Source organism: Pantoea sp. PvP021 (assembly GCF_054056055.1).
Map to the genome: position 1 here is coordinate 266,367 of NZ_JBSRXX010000002.1, position 19,121 is coordinate 285,487.

General features: G+C 52.7%; 20 protein-coding genes and 2 pseudogenes. 9 read left to right on the forward strand and 13 right to left on the reverse strand.

Going from position 1 to position 19,121, the window contains the following annotated elements; all coding sequences use genetic code 11:
* The first annotated feature begins 234 nt into the window (after positions 1-234).
* From ACVKSX_RS10375 to eptA, 3 genes are all read left to right on the forward strand, one after another.
* Positions 235-1,548: an NAD(P)/FAD-dependent oxidoreductase gene (locus tag ACVKSX_RS10375; RefSeq protein WP_354438687.1), complete on the forward strand. Its 1,314-nt coding sequence runs from the start codon at positions 235-237 to the stop codon at positions 1,546-1,548.
* A gap of 15 nt (positions 1,549-1,563) precedes the next feature.
* Complete coding sequence (locus ACVKSX_RS10380) at positions 1,564-1,938, forward strand: Rossmann-fold NAD(P)-binding domain-containing protein (protein ID WP_010670615.1); 375 nt, start codon at positions 1,564-1,566, stop codon at positions 1,936-1,938.
* Positions 1,939-2,454: 516 nt separating this feature from the next.
* On the forward strand, positions 2,455-4,104 hold the full coding sequence (gene eptA, locus ACVKSX_RS10385; RefSeq protein ID WP_354438685.1) for a phosphoethanolamine transferase EptA: 1,650 nt from the start codon (positions 2,455-2,457) through the stop codon (positions 4,102-4,104).
* A 290-nt stretch (positions 4,105-4,394) separates the two neighbouring features.
* Here the strand turns inward: eptA and ACVKSX_RS10390 are convergent, their stop codons facing one another.
* Positions 4,395-5,141, reverse strand: coding sequence for an NADPH-dependent F420 reductase (locus ACVKSX_RS10390; protein ID WP_346441480.1), 747 nt, complete (start codon positions 5,139-5,141; stop codon positions 4,395-4,397).
* A gap of 100 nt (positions 5,142-5,241) precedes the next feature.
* Between ACVKSX_RS10390 and ACVKSX_RS10395 the strand changes: the two genes are divergently transcribed.
* A complete protein-coding gene (locus tag ACVKSX_RS10395) occupies positions 5,242-5,610 on the forward strand; it encodes a winged helix-turn-helix transcriptional regulator (protein ID WP_187500387.1) in 369 nt (122 codons plus the stop codon).
* Between the two features lie 208 nt (positions 5,611-5,818).
* Here ACVKSX_RS10395 and ACVKSX_RS10400 read toward each other — a convergent pair whose 3' ends face one another.
* The gene (locus ACVKSX_RS10400; RefSeq protein WP_167423250.1) at positions 5,819-6,271 is read right to left on the reverse strand and encodes a nuclear transport factor 2 family protein; all 453 of its coding nucleotides are present in this window, start codon (positions 6,269-6,271) and stop codon (positions 5,819-5,821) included.
* A gap of 145 nt (positions 6,272-6,416) precedes the next feature.
* Here ACVKSX_RS10400 and ACVKSX_RS10405 point away from each other — a divergent pair, with 145 nt between their 5' ends.
* Positions 6,417-6,998 carry a TetR/AcrR family transcriptional regulator gene (locus ACVKSX_RS10405; RefSeq protein ID WP_031594298.1) on the forward strand — a complete coding sequence of 194 codons (582 nt, stop codon included), beginning with the start codon at positions 6,417-6,419 and terminating at the stop codon, positions 6,996-6,998.
* A gap of 247 nt (positions 6,999-7,245) precedes the next feature.
* Here ACVKSX_RS10405 and ACVKSX_RS10410 read toward each other — a convergent pair whose 3' ends face one another.
* Positions 7,246-8,325, reverse strand: coding sequence for a zinc-binding dehydrogenase (locus tag ACVKSX_RS10410; RefSeq protein ID WP_187493046.1), 1,080 nt, complete (start codon positions 8,323-8,325; stop codon positions 7,246-7,248).
* 103 nt (positions 8,326-8,428) lie between these two features.
* Here ACVKSX_RS10410 and ACVKSX_RS10415 point away from each other — a divergent pair, with 103 nt between their 5' ends.
* Positions 8,429-9,199 (forward strand): helix-turn-helix transcriptional regulator, encoded by a 771-nt coding sequence (locus ACVKSX_RS10415; protein WP_033768709.1) that lies wholly within the window; start codon positions 8,429-8,431, stop codon positions 9,197-9,199.
* Positions 9,200-9,297: 98 nt separating this feature from the next.
* Here ACVKSX_RS10415 and ACVKSX_RS10420 read toward each other — a convergent pair whose 3' ends face one another.
* The gene (locus ACVKSX_RS10420) at positions 9,298-9,723 is read right to left on the reverse strand and encodes a RidA family protein (RefSeq protein ID WP_033768711.1); all 426 of its coding nucleotides are present in this window, start codon (positions 9,721-9,723) and stop codon (positions 9,298-9,300) included.
* A 141-nt stretch (positions 9,724-9,864) separates the two neighbouring features.
* Between ACVKSX_RS10420 and ACVKSX_RS10425 the strand changes: the two genes are divergently transcribed.
* Positions 9,865-10,461 (forward strand): TetR/AcrR family transcriptional regulator, encoded by a 597-nt coding sequence (locus tag ACVKSX_RS10425; protein ID WP_033760897.1) that lies wholly within the window; start codon positions 9,865-9,867, stop codon positions 10,459-10,461.
* A gap of 89 nt (positions 10,462-10,550) precedes the next feature.
* Here the strand turns inward: ACVKSX_RS10425 and ACVKSX_RS10430 are convergent, their stop codons facing one another.
* On the reverse strand, positions 10,551-11,120 hold the full coding sequence (locus tag ACVKSX_RS10430) for a TetR/AcrR family transcriptional regulator (protein ID WP_050679225.1): 570 nt from the start codon (positions 11,118-11,120) through the stop codon (positions 10,551-10,553).
* A 136-nt stretch (positions 11,121-11,256) separates the two neighbouring features.
* Here ACVKSX_RS10430 and ACVKSX_RS10435 point away from each other — a divergent pair, with 136 nt between their 5' ends.
* Positions 11,257-11,979: a glutathione S-transferase gene (locus tag ACVKSX_RS10435; RefSeq protein ID WP_354438683.1), complete on the forward strand. Its 723-nt coding sequence runs from the start codon at positions 11,257-11,259 to the stop codon at positions 11,977-11,979.
* 123 nt (positions 11,980-12,102) lie between these two features.
* Here the strand turns inward: ACVKSX_RS10435 and ACVKSX_RS10440 are convergent, their stop codons facing one another.
* The 7 genes from ACVKSX_RS10440 to ACVKSX_RS10470 form a co-directional block, all read right to left on the reverse strand.
* The gene (locus ACVKSX_RS10440) at positions 12,103-12,882 is read right to left on the reverse strand and encodes an ABC transporter ATP-binding protein (protein WP_010246775.1); all 780 of its coding nucleotides are present in this window, start codon (positions 12,880-12,882) and stop codon (positions 12,103-12,105) included.
* Complete coding sequence (locus ACVKSX_RS10445; protein WP_010246777.1) at positions 12,879-13,565, reverse strand: ABC transporter permease; 687 nt, start codon at positions 13,563-13,565, stop codon at positions 12,879-12,881. The genes ACVKSX_RS10440 and ACVKSX_RS10445 overlap by 4 nt, the downstream gene beginning before the upstream one ends.
* A 9-nt stretch (positions 13,566-13,574) precedes the next feature.
* On the reverse strand, positions 13,575-14,300 hold the full coding sequence (locus tag ACVKSX_RS10450; RefSeq protein WP_176442685.1) for an ABC transporter permease: 726 nt from the start codon (positions 14,298-14,300) through the stop codon (positions 13,575-13,577).
* 6 nt (positions 14,301-14,306) lie between these two features.
* Positions 14,307-15,155 carry an ABC transporter substrate-binding protein gene (locus ACVKSX_RS10455; protein ID WP_022624593.1) on the reverse strand — a complete coding sequence of 283 codons (849 nt, stop codon included), beginning with the start codon at positions 15,153-15,155 and terminating at the stop codon, positions 14,307-14,309.
* 21 nt (positions 15,156-15,176) lie between these two features.
* Positions 15,177-16,364 (reverse strand): M20 metallopeptidase family protein, encoded by a 1,188-nt coding sequence (locus tag ACVKSX_RS10460; protein ID WP_354438680.1) that lies wholly within the window; start codon positions 16,362-16,364, stop codon positions 15,177-15,179.
* 241 nt (positions 16,365-16,605) lie between these two features.
* Complete coding sequence (locus ACVKSX_RS10465; protein ID WP_187506729.1) at positions 16,606-17,505, reverse strand: alpha/beta fold hydrolase; 900 nt, start codon at positions 17,503-17,505, stop codon at positions 16,606-16,608.
* Between the two features lie 50 nt (positions 17,506-17,555).
* Complete coding sequence (locus tag ACVKSX_RS10470) at positions 17,556-18,170, reverse strand: TetR/AcrR family transcriptional regulator (protein ID WP_122889524.1); 615 nt, start codon at positions 18,168-18,170, stop codon at positions 17,556-17,558.
* Between the two features lie 213 nt (positions 18,171-18,383).
* Here ACVKSX_RS10470 and ACVKSX_RS10475 point away from each other — a divergent pair.
* Positions 18,384-18,762 (forward strand): annotated as a pseudogene (locus ACVKSX_RS10475) (LysR substrate-binding domain-containing protein); the annotation flags it as partial.
* Positions 18,763-18,796: 34 nt separating this feature from the next.
* On the opposite strand, the pseudogene ACVKSX_RS10480 reads toward ACVKSX_RS10475, so the two are convergent.
* Positions 18,797-19,054, reverse strand: a pseudogene (locus ACVKSX_RS10480) (aldo/keto reductase); the annotation flags it as partial.
* Positions 19,055-19,121 lie beyond the last annotated feature (67 nt).

The following is a 19,121-nucleotide window of genomic DNA, read 5'->3' on the forward strand; positions in this document are numbered from 1 at the left end:
TGAATACCGCTTTGCAGATCACTGGTTTCGGTCTTTGACACCAGCAAATAAAACACATAACAGTCGCGTTATCATCTCTTCTTCGAAAATTCGTGCCACCTTTGGTTGTTAACTCAAAAATCATCCACCTGAATTTTACTTGTCTGAAATCAACAATAATCAGATTACCGCTGGCACAGATATCCCGCTTTAACTTATAAAATTGCTTTATTTTTCAGATAAGGGCACAGGGAATTGCGCTACGCATCGATACCATTTAATCACAATCAACTGGGCTGGCCTGCGGGTGAGCATTGTTTTACGCCGCAGCCCATGCTGCGAGAGGATATCACTGCCGACTGGGTTATCGTCGGCGCGGGATTTGCAGGTGTTGCCTTTACGCGCCGCCTGGCTGAAATCAATCCCGACCTGAAAATTATCATCGTCGATGCGCACAGCACACGAGAAAGCGCATCGGCACGTAATTCCGGGTTTGTTATCGGCCTGCCTCATAATATTGGCAGCTCCACCGCTGAATTAAAAAAGGCCAACGCTTACCGTAACCTGCTTCAGGAAGGCATTCGCCAGCTGGGACAGGTTATTTCTCAGCATCATCTTCAGTGCGACTGGGAACAGGTCGGTAAATATCACTGCCAGGCTGAACGTGGCAGTGATCGTATTTTAAAAGAGTACGCCAGCCACCTCGATTTAATGGATGAGCCGTGGCAGATGTCAGACAGCGAGGAGCTTTACCTTAAACTCGGCACGCGCTTTTACAGCAAAGGGATATACACACCTGGCTGTGTGCTGGTTAATCCGGCGCAGTTGATCGCCGGGCTAAACCACTCTTTACCTGAAAATGTTCAACGCTTCGATAACACGCCAGTGCTGGGGATTCGCTACGGCAGCATGGCTGAAGTGCTGACACCGTTTGGCATCATCAAAACGCCAAAGGTGATGCTGGCCACCAACGCATTATCGCCCGAGTTGCGACCCGGGCTTTCGCGGCAGGCTGCAATGGCGACCTTCGCCAGCATTACCGATCCGCTGACGGATGAACAACTGGCCACCCTGCCTCCTATGCAGAGCTGGGGGCTTACGCCGGTTAATGCGATTGCCGGTGCAACCTTCCGTTTTACCACAGACCGCCGTTTCCTGATTCGCCAGCACGTAATACCCGCACTCAGCGGTCAGGTGAATGCCGCGCAGACCTGGCAGGCAACCCAGCTGCATCAGCGCTTATTTCATAAAGTCTATCCGACCCTGGGCAGTGTGAAGATAACCCATACCTGGTCCGGCACCATCAGCGTTACGCGAAACAGCGCGCCTGAATGGGGCATGCTGAACAAATTTATCTGTACGGCGAGTGGCTGTAACGGTGCAGGTGTTTCAAAACAGACCGTGGCGGGCAGTCTTCTGGCGGATTTCATGATGAAACAGGACAACCCATATATTGCGGATATGCTGTCGCTGGGCAAGGCCAGTTTTATGCCGCCATCGCCGGCGCTGGATATCGGCATAAAACTGTCACTGATGAAAGAGCGTTATCTGGGCCGTAAAGAGGTCTGATAATCCGTAACTGTAATGGTCGATACACGGGATATTGCTGAAGTGGCGGCAATTGAACTGATAAGGCGCGACCAGGCCAGCGAAGAATTACCGGTCGAAACGCTCAATCTCGTGGGGCCGGATACGCTCAACGGAGAAGAGGCAGCAGCAGCCTGGCAACAGCTTCTGGGCCGTCCGGTAATTTATGGAGGAGATAATCCGGATGTATTCGAAGCCAATATGGCGGAGTTTATGCCGCGCTGGATGGCGTATGAAATGCGGCTGATGGCTGAACGTTACGTCAGTGATGGGATGATTCCACAAGAGGGCGACCGGGAACGTCTGGTCACCCTGCCTGGCCGCCCACTGCATACCTATCGTGACTTTATTACCGCACTCGCCGGAGAGTAATCTGGATCTCTCAGGCTTAAGGACAAGCCTGTAGAGCAATGCTGCGCATGCTAACTATTACGATGCACCACTTTCAGTTGGGGAATTCAGCGGCTCATAGATTGTACTGAGCAGTATCAACAGGTACTGACACAATTTATTCTGTGAGTGCCTGTTCTTATCTTCGGCGACAGCTGCTCTCTGGCGTCTCAATTATCTCACGCCCCTATCTTATCCTTTTCAGCATCTTCACCGTAAAAGTGTGAACCCGACCACATAATAGAAAAGTTAACCGCACAAACTGTAGCAAAAGGTTAATTTTTACTTAACATTGACAATTATGAACCCTTTCTTTCCCAGGCACCTGTCATGCTCAGACCATCATCAAGTGAATGTTTTACAGTGGTAATTTCTATGATCATAGTCATTAGCTTCTTCTACCTGTGGTTCACAGCACATGAATTTTATTAATTATCACTAATCAATTCAGAAATAATCTGTATTGGCTCAATTTTTTCAAGGTTACGGAATACCTTTATGCCACGATTCACAATCAGTCAGCCCGTGATGCACCGCGTTACGTTTATTATATTATTCTCAATTTATATCTCGGTTTTTCTCAATCTCGCCTTTTACCGGCAGGCATATTCACTTATACCGCTAAATGAGCTTAAAAATATTCTTTTTTTGTTCTCCATGCCCCTTGTGGCTTTTAGCGTCATCAATATTGTGGTGACTATTGCCTCATTTCTCTGGCTGGACAGGATAACCATTGCACTATTTATCTTTGTCTCTGCCACGGCTCAGTACTTTATTCAGCACTATGGCATCATTCTTGACCGTTCAATGATCACCAACATGGTGGATACCACGCCAGCAGAAAGCATGGCGCTGCTGACGCCTAAGATGATAGTGGTAATATTTTTTACCGGCATTTTTATGGCTGTACTTGCCTTCTGGCCCGCGTTTAAAAAGTCGGTTCCGGTGTGGAAAGGAGTGCTTGAGCGCGCTTTAAGTCTGGTGATTTCTGTTGTGTTGATAGCCGTGATAGCCATGTTGTTTTATAAGGATTACGCCTCACTGTTTCGTAATAATCACGAGCTGGTGAAATCCCTGAGTCCGTCTAATTTTATTGCCGCCTCGCTCTCTTACTATAATCACCGCGAGCGGGCGAATCTTCCCCTGGTGAAAATAGGCGAAGATGCGCATCAACTCCCCCACATGCTGAACGGCCCTAAAAAAAACCTGACGATTCTGGTTGTGGGTGAAACGTCACGCGCCGCCAATTTTTCTCTGGGAGGTTATTCACGGCCAACCAATCCACTGCTGGCGGAAGATGACGTCGTCTATTTTCCTGACGTCTCCTCCTGTGGCACATCCACGGCGGTCTCCGTTCCCTGCATGTTTTCGAACATGCCGCGCAAGCACTACGATGATGCCCTGGCCAGTCATCAGGAGGGGCTACTGGATATTATTCAGCGTGCAGGGCTGAGTGTTTTATGGAATGAGAACGATGCGGGATGCAAAGGGGCCTGCGAAAGGATCCCTAATCAGGATATGACAGCCCTGAATCTTCCGGGAATGTGTATTAAAGGCGAGTGCTATGATGAGGTGCTTTTCCATGGTCTGGAGGAGTATATCAAACAGCTTCAGGGGAATGGTCTTATCGTGTTGCATACAATAGGCAGCCACGGGCCAACCTACAACCATCGTTACCCCCCGGCGTTCCGCAAATTCACGCCCACCTGTGAAACAAATCAGATTCAGGAGTGTTCTCAGGACCAGCTGATTAATACTTATGACAACACCATCCTGTATGCGGACTATATCGTCGACAAAGCGATTGAATTACTCAAAGCCCATCAGGACGAGTTTACGACAAGCCTGGTTTATCTTTCCGATCATGGTGAGTCGCTGGGAGAGAAAGGTGTCTATCTGCATGGCCTGCCCTATGCTATCGCGCCTGAAGCCCAGACTCGCGTGCCGCTGCTTATCTGGCTTTCGCCCAATTACCAGCAGCGTTATGCCGTGGACTACAAGTGCCTGAGCCAGCAAGCCACCACGCAAAAATATTCTCAGGACAACCTTTTCTCAACCATGCTGGGCATTACAGGTGTTCAGACCCGGGAATATGTCAGTTCTGACGATATAGTGGCGTCATGCAGAAATAAGTCGGGTCAAAAATGAGAGTGATAAAGCCCCGGAACGGGGCTTTAATCTGACAGGACGATATCTGAATAATCAGAAGGGCCGGGGGATAAACCGTTGGCCGTCGATTATCACAGTCAGGTTTGCTCAGAGATTTCTCTCACCTGAACGACACAGTGTGGCTATCTGATATTGATTAAAGCGAACCCGAGCCAAGCCTCACCGGCATCGTGATCGTGACAAGTCCAGCAAGGAATGCAAAACTCAGTGAAATATTCAGTCACCTTAGCCAGATCATCAACGCAGACAGATTATTCTTCCCAGGAAATTTAAACCGGCCAGTTTATGGCACGGTTATTTTCAATAATATCCTGATGAGAGGGCGCATCACCCAGCGTCGCGAAACTGGCATAAAGCTGTGGCAGCCGGGTCAGCCCTTCGCCCTTTCTGGCCAACGCCAGAGCTCGCAGCATTACGGGCGCTTCCCAGTCACAGCAGTAACAAGGTGTGCAGGGCTGCTGACGCCATGATTCAGCGATAGTCCCAGAGAACACAGGATCAAAACCGGTGTCGTTAATCAGTGACATGGCCGTCTGCACACCATCAGGATGATCTCCCGCTACGGCAACTGCCAGACGACCCCGACTTCCCTGCGGCTGGCCCAGATCGGCGAGCGAGTCGGCAAGGATGTTATTAAAAGCTTTAACCACAGGGTGCCCGATTTGCTCCTGAACCCATTCGCTTTCGGTCTGCCCATTATCCAGTGCAGTAATCGGTGCATCGCGCAGGCCAGGATAGTAGTTGCTGGTGTCGATCACCGGGACATGGGATGGAAGGTGATCGAAAAGCCCATCAGGCAGGCTGCTAAGTGCCGGCAGCGGAATGGAGAGAATTACGGCTTCGACGTCTGTAACCGCTCCCCTGATGTCTGTGGGTTCTGCATTAATTTCACCCGCAAAACCACGCACGCCATCAACTCCGCGTGAATTAGCGATTTTTACCTTGTGCCCCGCTTCACTGAGCTTCCGTGCCAGGGTACCACCGATATTACCTGTGCCAATTACGCCGATTTTCATATTTCGCTCCTGATTCTGTGTTGAAGTGAGATACCCTATATATTCACTGAATAAACAACAAGAACCGACAAAATAGTGGGTTACTAACCTGAAGGTAAGTATGGAAAGAGACTGGCGTTGTGATATTCCGGAGCAGCGACTGGTGTGGGCTAAGGCTACCACCGAAGCGCTGAAGATTATTGAAGGTAAATGGAAGACAATTATTATCTGTCAGCTTTTCGCCGCTAAAGGCCCGCTGCGCTTTTCCGAGCTGGAGCGCCGGATTGAGGGCGTAAATCAAAAAATGCTGATCCAGCAGCTTAAGCAACTGGAAAAGGATGGCATCGTGACTCGCACGGTTTATCCCGAAGTCCCTCCGCGTGTTGAGTACTCACTTACCGATCTGGGAAAAGCGCTTGGGCCATCAATGACTGCTCTGATTGACTGGGCCTTCCTGCGTCGTGAAACGCTGGGGCTTGATGGCTCCTGAAGCTCGCATTTCAACCCAGTTATACCGCTGTGGCTGAGCGCAGAAAACGCTTAAAATATCTTCTCAGGCACGTCGATTTTCTCAACATGAGTATGAGCTTAAACGCTTCAGGAACCGCGCCCAGAGTGCAAAGAGCTCGATAGTGATTGCACAGGTGAGCAGCTGCGTCAGCATGGAGATCCATCCTGAACGCATGTCACTTCACCAATCAGATGTCATCTGAACGGGTCATGCCGACCGCTGGCCACAAAAATCGCTCTTCATGCGTGCTGTCGAAATCGGGATCGGTATAGATGTGAAGCCGCTTAATTTTAAGCCCATCGAACTGGAAAACGTTACAGTAACGGCCTTCAGAGCGATCCTTTACAGGCCAGGGCGTTCCGTTAGCGCTGATTCCACTCTCAAACCCTTCAACGACAACATGATCGCCCGCAACCAGAATATTCATCCGCTCGAAGTCGTGCTCGATCTTTTGCAGGGTGCTCATCATTCCCTGAGCGGCGCGAGCCACTTCAGCTTTTCCGTATCCCACACCGAACTTTGGAAAGTAGATCTGAATGTCGTCTGTCAGAAGATCCATCATTGACGAATCGCCCGAGTCAAGTTTGCGAAAATAGTCCTTAACAACGGCAACGCGCTGGTTTTGCTGCTCTTCGTTCATGCTCTTCCCTTCTCTGTTTCGGGCCAAACGCTATCATCTGCGCCAGCAAAAAAAATTCAATACTGATCGTTACAGTATTATTACTACAGAGTTGGACGCAGCCCGTCAATTTTTTCATAATGACCGTTATAGAATCGGAGGGTAAATGGGAAGACATCGCGAATTTGACGCGGAGGTCGCTTTAGAAGCAGCCCTGGTGGTGTTCTGGAAAAACGGTTACGAAGGCACCTCCTTTGATGACCTGACACGTGCGACGGGCGTTGCGCGTCCGAGTCTTTACGCCACCTTTGGAAACAAAGAGAGCCTTTTCCGTAAAGCGCTGGAGAGATATGAAGTCAGATATATGGCTTTTATGACCGGAGCACTCCAGGAACCAAACGTTCATGATGCGGTGCGACTCATTCTTAATGGCATGCTGGATACTCACACGCTCGGTGGTGAATGCCGGGGATGTCTCGGTATTAATGGCGCTCTGGCATGTTCAGAGGGGGCTGAGACCATTCGCCAGGAATTGATCACTCGCCGCATTGGCTCGGAGACGGCTTTACTTGAGAGGCTCAAACGTGCAAAGCACGAGGGCGAGCTTTCTTCATCCGCTGATTGTGAAATGTTAGCGAAATACCTTATGACTGTAGCGCAGGGCATGGCTGTTCAGGCAAAGGCTGGCGTAACGAGAGAGAAACTCCAGCCGATGGTGGATTATGTCGTTTCTGGCTGGTCCCGATGACCCCGGGACACCCTTGTCGCTGATCCAGAAAAACGGCCATGATGCCCCCAATCTTTTGCATCTTTCCCCACGTGCCAGTCGCATTAAAGGGGAAACTGTATTGATTAACGCTGCGGGAGGCGGCGGTGGACATCTTGCGGTGCAGATTGCCCGATGTAGGGACGCACGGTTTTTTGCTGTGGTCTCCGGGCGACATGAAGCCCTGATGCGTGAACCAGGCGCAGAGACCTTTGTTGATTACATAAAGTTATGGACGAACTACCGTCAGTTTAAAGGGGCCACTATTTTCGGCTGCGTGAATAATGGCATGATTAATCTCACTCAGTGTAAATTCCGTTACTGCGTAATGGCTGAGATCCAGCAGTCCTGCCCGGATAAGCCCCACCAGTGTGTAAACAGCTTCATGTTCATACATCCACTGTCCTTTAATCGTGATGAGATTACGCATGATCCACGGATAAGGGAGTGCCAGATCATCGCCGCCCAGCATGCCAACGCCTCCCATCAGCACAGCACGACCATAAGGCCTTACCGACATAATGGCGTTGCGCGCCGCCGATGCCTCAGCTGAAGGCGGGAGCAGGTCGAGCACGGCATCGATTGGCCCACCCGCCGCGCTTTTCATCGCGCTGATATCTTTATCGGCCATGCCGCTCAGCGTGACGGTTTCTATCCGCGAACCAAACCGTTTCCTGAGATCCTGTAAAACCTGCGGGTTGCGTCCGGGTGCAATGACTTTACTGGCACCCATTGCGATAGCGGCCAGAACCGCTGAACTACCGAAATTACCGGTGGCCCCACTTACCAGCACGTTCTCACCGGCTTTAAGCTCCATGGCCAGCAAACCGCCATAAGCCACCAGCAACGTATTGATGGCACACCAGGCTGAGGCGTCAGCAGGATCGATATTACCGATTGGCAGTGCGTTTTCAGTGGGAACACGAATCTGTTCAGCGAAGCTGCCATTCAAATGATACTGCTGGATTTTTTGCCCGCCCTCACCTCGTGCACTCCAGCCCTGCAATACGATTTCAGGTGATTGAGCGTTATCTCTCGATCGGACTGTCGGATCGCAAAAAACCCAGTCGCCGGGTTTAAGCCAGGCCGCATCGGGGCCGGTTTCACGTACCCGACCAATTGCCCCACAGCCGGGAATAACCGGTGGGGGTAAAAGATATTTTCTTTCGCCACTGAATACCTCTCTGGCGTAAGAAAGAATCGGTGCCGCAAAAACATCCACAATCACCTCCCCTGTTCCGAGGATCGGTGGCGGTACATCCTGAATGCTGAGTGGTTTCCCGAACGCTTCGAGCACAGCTGCTTTCATAGTTTCACCCTCATCTTATGTAGAGAAGGTGACTATAAAAGGCCTTAACAGCGGCGAGAATAGACTAGTTTTATACAGGTATAAATCACGACCAGGTTAACCCATGCAGCCAAAAAGTGAATTAAGTCATTTCCTGCGTTCCCGCCGCGCTCGCATCAAGCCTGATAACAAGGGATTACGATCAAGTGAAAGGCGTCGCACGCCGGGATTAAGACGCGAAGAAGTCGCGGCCAGGATTGGCGTCAGCACAGAATGGTATACGAAAATCGAACAGGGACGGGTGGAGACGCTCTCTGATCGCATTGTCAGTGCGCTTGGCCGGGCGCTTGAACTTGATAAAGTTGAAGTACTGCATCTGCAGTCGCTGACCCGCAGGAAATCCGTTCCCGACAACGACGCGGTCATTACTGAGGGATTGATAAAACTGATTCAGGGCTTAGCAGAACCCGCTTACATTACCAACGCACACTGGGACGTGCTGGTCTGGAACAGCGCAGCAGCAGACCTGATCACAGATTTCAGCCTGTTATCCGATGAAGACAGGAACATCCTGATTTTCATGCTGACCACCTCTGAGGCCCGGACGCTGTTCGGCGAGACATGGCATCAGGAAGCCCAGAGAATGCTGGGTCTGTTTCATGCTGACTACGATCGAAATGCGCACAACCCCGCTTTTCAGTCACTCATTACCCGGCTTGAGCACGAGTGCCAGGAATTCAGCGAATGGTGGAACCAGCATGTCATCGCAGCGCCCGTCTCCGGAGTAAAGTGCCTCACAGGCAAGGATGGCGTGAGGAGAACCTTTAGTTATTCCAGTTTTATGTCGAATGATGCGCACTCGCTGAAGATGTCGATATATGTTCCTGGAGGTTAACATCTCCTCTTCCTCCACCATGTTCATGGCGGGATAGCTGACCGCGTTCGCTATCCCCTTACTACCCGTTTCAGACCTGGCAGATTGCCACTCACGCTTTATGCACTCTGTGACAGGCTCCGTTGGTCCCGTTGATCGGGAATGCGCGCAATCACCTTGATTTCAAAATCAAATCCCGCCAGCCACGTCACACCCACCGCTGTCCAGTTAGGATAAGGAGGCTGCGGAAAAACGCGCTGCTTTATCTGCATGATGGTTTCGAACTGATGCTCCGGATCGGTGTGAAATGTGGTGACATCGATCAGATCGTCAAAGGTACACCCAGCCGCAGCGAGCGTGGCTGCCAGATTCTCAAATGCCCGTTCAACCTGAGCAGCAAAATCAGGCTCCGGCGTGCCGTCGGCACGGCTGCCCACCTGACCTGAGACAAATAGCAGATCGCCTGAGCGGATAGCCGCTGAATAACCATGCTGCTCATAGAGAGCGTGACGATTGGCAGGAAAAATGGGTTCGCGGGTGATCATAGAATTTCCTCAATAGTCTTTAGGGGATTGCAGGATGCAGCGCACACGAGTTTGATTTAATATACGCGGCGTATGTCACATTAATCACACATACGCCGCGTATGTCAATTAATATACCTCGCGTATGTGAAAGGAGAGTGTATGGCCGCTAAACGTCGCGCTGAAACAATGGAAGAGAACCGGGCAAAACTGATTGCAGCAGCACGCACAGCCTTTGCCGAAAAAGGCTTTGCCGCCGCATCAATGGATGAACTGACGGCCAGCGTAGGTCTGACACGCGGGGCGCTCTACCACAATTTTGGTGACAAAAAGGGGCTGCTTGCGGCGGTCGTCGCACAGGTTGATGGCGAAATGGCCCAGCAGGCTAAAGCGGCAGCGTCTGGGGTGAGCGATGCGTGGGAGAAGCTGGTGGCTGAAGGCATCGCCTATATCCGCATGGCAATGGATGCCGAAGTGCAACGTATTGTGCTGCGCGATGGCCCGGCTTTTCTGGGAGATCCTTCGCAATGGCCCAGCCAGAACAGCTGCCTGGAAGCCACGCGTGAAACGATTACCCGTCTTATCGACAGCGGGATAATGAAGCCGGTCGACGCCGATGCCGCCGCTCATCTGCTGAACAGCGCGGCGCTGAATGCCGCACTGTGGGTCGCTTCCAGCAGCGAGCCGGAAAAGGCGCTGCCAAAGATGATCGACGTGTTCACACAACTGGCAGGCGGCTTGCGCCATAGTGCAATTTAACCCTGAATGTTCACTGCTGCTTTCACTGATAGCCCTGAAGCTCTGAGTGCTGACGCCTGCATCTCTTTCAGGCGCGGTGTCGTTTTAATTCAGTGTGACAGCGGAATCAGGCCGCTCTCCTGATAGGTCGCAATCAGGTTATCATAAATGGTTATATCCTGGCGCGTGCGGGCTATTAACTGCGCGCCAGCAACTGCGGTGTAAATTGCCAGCGCACGCTGCGCATTTTTCTCCGCGTTATCGGGCGACTTTTCGCAAAGGACCTCTGTCAGCCACTTGACGTTCGCATCGACAAAACACTGAACCTCACGCTTCACTTCCTCGGGCAGATCTTCATATTCCGCCGCCATAAAGCTGGAGAGACAGAGCCGGTTGGCATCTTCAAGCGACTTGCGGAAAATCTGCGGATAGCGCTGCAACGCTTCATCCGGTGAGGCACTTTGCTCGCGTATAGTCTTTAAATCCTCAGCCGTATCCTGCCAGTATCGGCTGGCAACCGCGGCCCCCAGATTGGCCTTACTGGCGAAGTGATAATAGATACTGGCATTCTTGATGCCTACCTCGTCAGCGATACTGCGAAAATTAATCCCGTTATAGCCATGATTCTGGGCAGCACTTTTTGCTGCGGCCAGAATGGCTTCACGCGCGTTCAGGCTCATAACTCAGTTTTCCTTCAGGAGGTGGAGACGCATTATAAGGGGAAAATATTTACCTGCCAACTGGTAGACAGGGATTGACAGGAGAAAAGTTCGGCATCACAATCCACCTACCAATTGACAGGTAGGTAATTCAATCATGACTGATATCCACAATGCATCTGCAGTTCCGTCACTCCCCACGATGAAGATTTATGACTGGTATGATGGCCCTTATCCTGCACGGGTCAGGATTGCCCTGGCGGAAAAGGGATTACTTTCTGAGGTCGAATTTATTCCGGTCAACCTGTGGAAAGGTGAGCATAAAAAACCTGAATTTTTAGCGATCAATTATTCAGGAACACTGCCGGTTCTAGCGCTGAATGACGGAACGCTGATCGCTGAATGCACCGCCATTACGCAATATCTCGATGTGCTGGATGACAATCCGGTTCTGACTGGCGTCACGCCGGCAGAAAAAGGCGTTATCCATATGATGACCAAACGGGCTGAGATCGAATTTCTTGATGCGGTCAGCGTCTATTTCCATCATGCCACAGCAGGACTGGGGCCGGAGGTGGAGCTCTATCAGAATCCGGAATGGGGTGCGAAGATGCGTGAAAAGGCCATCAGAGGGATGCACTACTTTGACGGCGTTTTACGCTCGCAGCCTTATGTCGCGGGGAATACGTTTTCGATGGCGGATATCGCCGTAACCGGCGGAATGATTTTCGCGGCTTTGGTGAATCTTGCTGTTCCTGACGAGTGTCGCGCCCTGAGAGCGTGGTATGCAAAAATCCAGAGCCGCCCCAGCTATCAGCAATGGCAGACAATGGTTGAAGCGGGCCGCCCTGCTGCTGCATCGTCTCAGGACCGGGCGTAAGATCGCGCTGATCGTTCTGGATAACGTGGTCTGGCTGATGTAAAAAACCCCGGAAAATCTTCCGGGGGTATTCTGATCTCAAAACATGAAATTTCCGCGCGTCAGCCTTATCAGAATGCCGCTTCAGCCTGCATTGCGCTCAAAGTGGCTGTTCACAAAGGCGCGGCAGCGTGGCGAGATCGGATCGAGAAACACCTGTTCCGGCGAACCGGACTCCTCAATCATTCCCTGGTGCAGAAACACCGCTTTGTTCGACACGTCACGCGCAAAGCCCATTTCATGGGTGACGATAATCATGGTACGTCCCTCTTCCGCCAGACTGCGGATCACCCGCAATACTTCGCCCACCAGCTCCGGATCCAGCGCGGAAGTTGGCTCATCGAACAGTATCGCTTTCGGCTGCTGCGCCAGCGCCCGTGCAATCGCCACACGCTGCTGCTGTCCGCCGGAAAGCTGCGACGGCCAGGCGTCGCGTTTTGCATAGAGTCCCACTTTATGGAGCAGCGCTTCTGCTTCTTCAATCGCCTCTTTATGGCTGCGCTTCTGCACATGAACCGGCGCTTCAATGATGTTCTGCATCACCGTTTTATGCGGCCACAGGTTGAAGCTCTGAAATACAAAGCCGAGCTGCATTCGCATCAACTTGATGCGACGGCGCTGCTCGCGGCTCAGTTTTTCGTCGGCGTTATCCAGCGTAACGTTCACCTCGCCTACCGCAATTTCACCCGCCTGTGGTACTTCAAGAAACGGGATGCAGCGTAACAGCGTACTTTTGCCCGACCCACTGGCTCCAATCAGCGATATCACATCGCCATCCTGCGCGGTCAGGCTGATGTCGTGCAGCACTTCGTGTCCCGCATAACTCTTTCTGAGATGACTCAGCATAATGGTAGGTGCGGTCATGAGCGTGCTCCAAAATAGTAAGGTGATAAGCGTCGTTCCAGCATCGATACGCCTTTGCTGACCAGCATGGTGAGTATCAGGTAGATCACCGCCGCGCTCAGGAACACCTCCAGCGCCCGGAAAGTGGAAGAGACTATCGAGTCGGCAATGCCGGTCATCTCCATCAGGCTGATAGTGCTGACCAGCGACGTTGCTTTGATCATCGAGATGATCTCATTGCTGTAGGCCGGCAATGCCTGTCGAATCGCAATCGGTAAGGTGATGCGGGTAAAGATTTTATACGACGACATGCCTGAGACTTTAGCGGCTTCCAGCGACTGCTGACTGACGGCACGCAGCCCGCCGCGCAGGATCTCCGAGGTATAGGCGGCATCATTGAGAATCAGCGCCAGTAAGCCGCACCAGTAGGGATCGCGCAGCAGCGGCCAGAACAAGCTTTCCCGCACCGCCGGTAAACTGCCCAGGCCGTAATAGACCATAAAGATCTGGATCAGCAGTGGCGTACCGCGAAATAGCCAGACGTAGAAGCGACAGAAAACGCTGCCGACACGCGTCATGCGCAGCAGGTTAAGCAGCAGCGCCAGCACGCCGCCGCCAAAGAGTGAGAGCAGCGCCAGGTTGATGGTCAGCGGCAATCCTTTCAGCAGCGCCAGCAGCGTCTGCTGTAAAAACATGATATCCACGTGGACTCCTTACCCCTTCACGCGCTGTTGACCGCGCATCGCAAACTTTTCCACGTAGCGGAAAACCATATCGGAACAGGTGGTGATAATCAGGTAGATCACCGCACCCACGCTGTAGAAGAAAAAGGACATCTGGGTGGAGTTGGCTGCGGTGGAGACCTGGTTCATCGTTTCCACCAGCCCGGTTACCGAGACCAGCGCCGACTCTTTGATCACCGATTGCCACTGGTTGCCCATGCCGGGCAGCGCAGTGCGTAACGCCTGCGGCACGATAATGCGACGAAACATCATCAGCCGTCCCATGCCGGTCACGGTCGCCGCTTCCAGCGTTCCGCCGGGAATGGCGTAGAAAGCGCCACGGAACACCCCGCTCTGATAGGCACCGGAGATCAGCCCGATGGCAATCGCGCCCGCCACAAAGCCGTTCACATCGAAGGGTCCCGGGAAGCCCAGCGCGGTGCCCACGGTGGAGACCACCTGTCGTCCACCGAAGTAGAAGAGGTAGATCACCAGCAGTTCCGGCACGCCGCGAAACAGTGTGATGTAGCCTGCCGCCAGTCGCTGCTGCCAGCGTGAACCGGCAATCTGCATCCAGCAGAGCACGCTGCCCAGCAACGCACCCAGTAGCCAGGCGCAGAGTGACACGCTGACGGTGACGGCGGCGGCGTTAAGCAGCACGCCACCCCAGCCCTCATCCCCGAAGCCCAGTATCTGCCAGTCAATATTCATCAGCATCAGCGGTTATGCTTTCGGCGCGACATCTTCGCCAAACCATTTGATCGACAGTTTGCTCAGCGTCCCATCTTTGATCATGGAGTCCAGCGCCTGATTCAGCACCTGCTGCAGCTCACTGTTGCCTTTACGCAGACCAATCGCCGAGCCTGCGCCCAGCACGCCACCGGAGAAGCCATAGCCGCTGCTGCTGATCGCCTCAGCATGTTTTTTCACAAAGGCGTTGAGGTTGGTACGAGACGCCATGACGGCATCCACCCGGCCATTCATCAGGTCGGCAAAGGTTTCAGGACCCGCCTGATAGGTGCGGATAGTGGCAACGTCGCCCAGGTATTTCTGCAGGAAATCCGCCTGAATGGTGGCGACCTGCACCGCGATGGTTTTCCCTTTGAAGGTGGTTTTCAGATCGTCGATCGCTTTTTTCATGCCGGCGTCATCATCCGCCGTCACAATCGTGCCGCTGCCTGGCAGCGTGGCCAGCGGGCTTTTTTTCGCAGTCACAAAGCTGGAGACGCTGACGGTGTACTGATGGGTAAAATCGATCGCTTCAGCACGTTTTGGCGTTACGGTCACCGCATCGATCACCGCATCATATTTACCGTCGATAAGACCTGGGATCATGCCCGACCATTTCTGGGCGATGATTTCATATTTAAAGCCAGCACGTTTAGCCAGCTCCGCCACCATATCCGGCTCATAGCCGACGATTTTGCCACTCGGTGTGGTCTGGTTGAAAGGAGGATAAGCCGCTTCAGTCGCAAACTTCAGGGTGCCGAAATCTTTCGCCTGGCTGAACGCGGAAGTGGCGAGCAGTGCCACGGTCAGAGAAGCCGTGAACAGGCGGTTACGCATCATCATATAAACCTCATTTATTTATTATTAAGAGAGTAAATCAATTGCAAGGCGGGTCAGCGCCTGCGTCCCGGCGGTAATGCTGCGTTCGTCCGGCTGATAGTCGGAGTTATGCAGGTGATCGTCACGGCCCGGCGTGGCCGATCCAATATGAATCTGGCAGCCCGGTACCCGTTCCGTGAACAGTGAAAAATCTTCGGCTCCAAAGCTGGCGCTGGGCTGCGCGATGATAGGCTTATCAAACTGATGCGACAGAATCTGTTCCAGTGAATCGATCAGGCGATCGTCATTCATCAGAGGCGGCACGCCACGCTGGAAGTTAACCTCCACCCGTACGTTTTGCGCCAGCGCCACCCCTTCGCACATCCGTTTAAACGAGGTTTCCATAGCAGCGCGTACTTCCGGCGACTTAGTACGGATGGTGCCCTGAAACAGGCAGCTATCGGGAATGATATTGTGGGTGGTACCACCCTGAATGTGCCCGATGGTCAATACGGCGGAGTGAGCGGGATCGCGTTCACGCGAGATGAGGGTCTGTAGCTGGCTGATGAGATACACGGTCGCGATGATAGGATCGGTGCCCATGTGCGGACGTGCCGCGTGGGTCGATACGCCATGCACCGTAACGTCGAATTCATCGCTGGAGGCAGTGCTGGCCCCGCGCGTCAGGGCGACTTCTCCCGCAGCCAGTTCAGGCTTGTTATGGAGGGTCACGGCCCAGTCGATGCCATCTGCCGCACCGCCCGCAATCATCGCCTCAGCGCCACTTTCTGGCGTCTCTTCCGCGGGCTGGAATATCAGCCGGACCCGGCCTTTGAGCTGCTGACGATAGTGCGGCAGGATCGTTGCGACACCCAGCATCGTTGCGGTGTGAATATCATGCCCACAGGCGTGCATTTTTCCGGGATAGCGGCTGGCAAACGGCAGACCGGTCTGCTCATGGATTGGCAGCGCGTCCATGTCGGCGCGCAACAGCAGCGTCTTACCCGGCTCTGCACCGTCGATATCCACCACAACACCGCTGCGACCAACGCCGGTGCGGGGATTGAGCCCCAGCGCCTGCAGATAGTCTGTGACCAGACTGGCGGTGCGCAGCGTATCAAAGCCTAATTCCGGATGCGCATGGATATCACGTCGAATCGCCACTAACTGCGATTCAAGTTCATTAACTCTGGCTTTTATTTCCCCGGCCAGTCGTGCTTTTTCCTGATTCATAGCAGCCCCGGCAATATGCGATCGGCACTCTGCTGCCGACCGCTATTTTAATCTCATCCTGATGACGGACGTTGATGACCGTTTATTTATTCACAGCACGCGACAGAAAGCAACGCGCAACAGCCTGCTCTACATACTTAAAAATCAATAAGATAGTGCTATTTATTGGAAACCTGTATGAGATAACAGCGGATCAGCAATAATATTAATAATCCGCCACACGACATTACTTTCCCTACTGTCACTGAGGTGATATTTCGCTTTTATCCGGAGAGGGAATAAAGAAGTCTGCCAGTATTTCCGCTAATTTCTCGGGTTGTTCGTCGGGAATAAAATGGCCGCAGTTGAGAACAGTTTCACTGCTTACCTGATGCGCTACGGTGCGCAGCGGGGTGGCCATATCGGGTATCGATCCCTGGTCGGCACTGACAGCCAGCAGCGGTAAAGCCAGTTTGCCTTTTAACGCGCGCTGTCGATTCTGTTCTGCCGACTGTGCAAAAGCGCGGTAAAAAGCCAGTCCGGCCCGCAAGGCCCCGGGCTGCTGAAAAACGCGCAGATATTCATGACGGGCCGCCGCATCTATGCGATGTGGATTGGCTGCCTTACGGTTAAAAAACCAGTCCAGGTAGATCGCCTCTCTGCCAGTGATCAGCGCTTCCGGTAAATCATCCACACAGTGAAATCCAAAATGCCAGGTTTTCCAGGCGCTATCACCCACCATTGGCAGTAAGTCAGGCAGCGTGATACCGGGAATGCCGCCATCCAGCAGCGCGAGACGGCTGACCTTTTCGGGATGGCCTGCCGCCAGTGACCAGGCGACCCACGCCCCGATATCATGCCCGGCCAGATGAAAGCGTTCGATACCCAGCTTGTTCAGCAGCGCCAGTATGCGCTCTGCCACGCTGTCAGTGTCGTAACCACTGGCTGGAAAGTCAGAATCACCCTGCCCTGGCAGGTCGGGTGCGATCACATGAAAGCGGCTGGCAAGTAAGGGAATAACCTCCCGCCAGGCATAACTGCTTTGCGGGAAACCCGCGAGCAAAACCACAGCCTCAGCGTGTTCACTGCCTGCGCTGAGGTAGTGCAGCCGCTGCGAGTCAATGTTAATAAAGTGGTGCTGGTAGAGTGGATATTCGTGCATAAAACCTCCGGATAATAAGGAAACGATCACTTCCTTAATGAGTAAAAAATTTAGTCGAGTAACTTCAGCGCCAGGGGGATGATGCTGGCATCGGGCCGGGTCGCAGCAACTTTACCGGCGACCCGCATCCCCAGAACAATGCAAAGCATTAGCGAAGCGGTGGCGTCTCTGTCCAGTGCAGGATTGACCGAACCATCCTGCTGACCCAGGCTGATTATCTGCTGCAGATTCTGCTGGTTGCGTATCAGCGCCGCGCTGACGGCTCCGGCAAGTTCCTCATCCAGAGTTTGCAGCTCCACGGCGCTGACAGCCACCAGACAGCCGCGCTCACCTTCGACATCGCGCACTGAATCCACATAAAAATTGAGTAGCGCCGCCAGTTGCTCACGGCCATTTTCACATTGCGCCAGCCGCGCAGCTAAACTGCTGTTACGCATTGAGAGATAGCGAGCGAAGACGTTTGCAAACAGCGTGCGCTTGTCGGTAAAAGCTTTATAGATGCTGCCGGTAGTGAGCTGCATAGCATGGCCCAAATCGCCGATCGAAGTGGCGTGATAGCCCTTTTGCCGGAATACCAGCATTGCGCTGTCCAGTGCCGCATCGGTATCAAACGCCCGCGGTCGTCCCCGCTCTTTATAACGGTTATCGTTCATCACAAACACCATTAGAGAATGATCATTTCCTTAAAGATAGACTGATTTGTCCGCCAGATAAAGGCTTTCTTATGCCTGGGGCTCGCCTGGAAATGGAACTCGCCCCTCACCATGACCTTCTCAGATAAAACACCGTTTCGACGGCGCGTGAAAGGCATAGGCCCAGACATGTTCGGCACGTCAGGCACGCCGTTTTAATCTCGCGTTATGTAATCAGGCCTATCTGAGCCACGTATTGCCGATCTTGAGCAGGAGCATGAATTTCAGGTTCAACTCAATGGAACGCTCTCTGGCAATATCCGTTTATCCGCAGGGGAGCATGCAGCTCAAACTCTCGTATGGCCGAAATTAAAACTTTTATCATTGGAAGTTCGTGAAGGAAGGAAAATCGTTACGTGTCAGAGTTGAAGGACAGGTCACGTTTAATTTTCTGTCAGAAAGAATCGATGCCGTATTATCGGGTTTTGGTATTGCCTGTGTTCCTGAAGATACGATCAGGGAGCATGTAAAATCCGGAAAGCTAATTCAGATTCTGCAGGATTGGTGCCCTGCATTTCCCGGTTATTATCTCTGTTATCCGAGCCGTAAACAGCACCCGGAATAGCGGGTCTGCAATTCGATGCAGACCCGCCTGAATCTTAACGGCCCACACGAGCCTGATGCTCAGGGGAGTAACGCTCGCCGACGATTTCTATCGTTTCAAGCGCCTCTTCTATCTGCCGCACGTCGTCCTGTGAAAGCGTGATGTCGGCAGCACCCAGGTTTTCATCCAGCCGGTGCAGTTTAGTAGTGCCGGGGATGGGAACAATCCACGATTTTTGTGCCAGCAACCATGCCAGTGCTATTTGTGCAGACGTAACCCCTTTTCCGGCAGCCAGTTCACCCATTAATGAAACTCATGAATATGTGTGAGTCGCGACTTGATCTGACACATGCCACTGAAAGGTTCAGAGTGACCGGTTT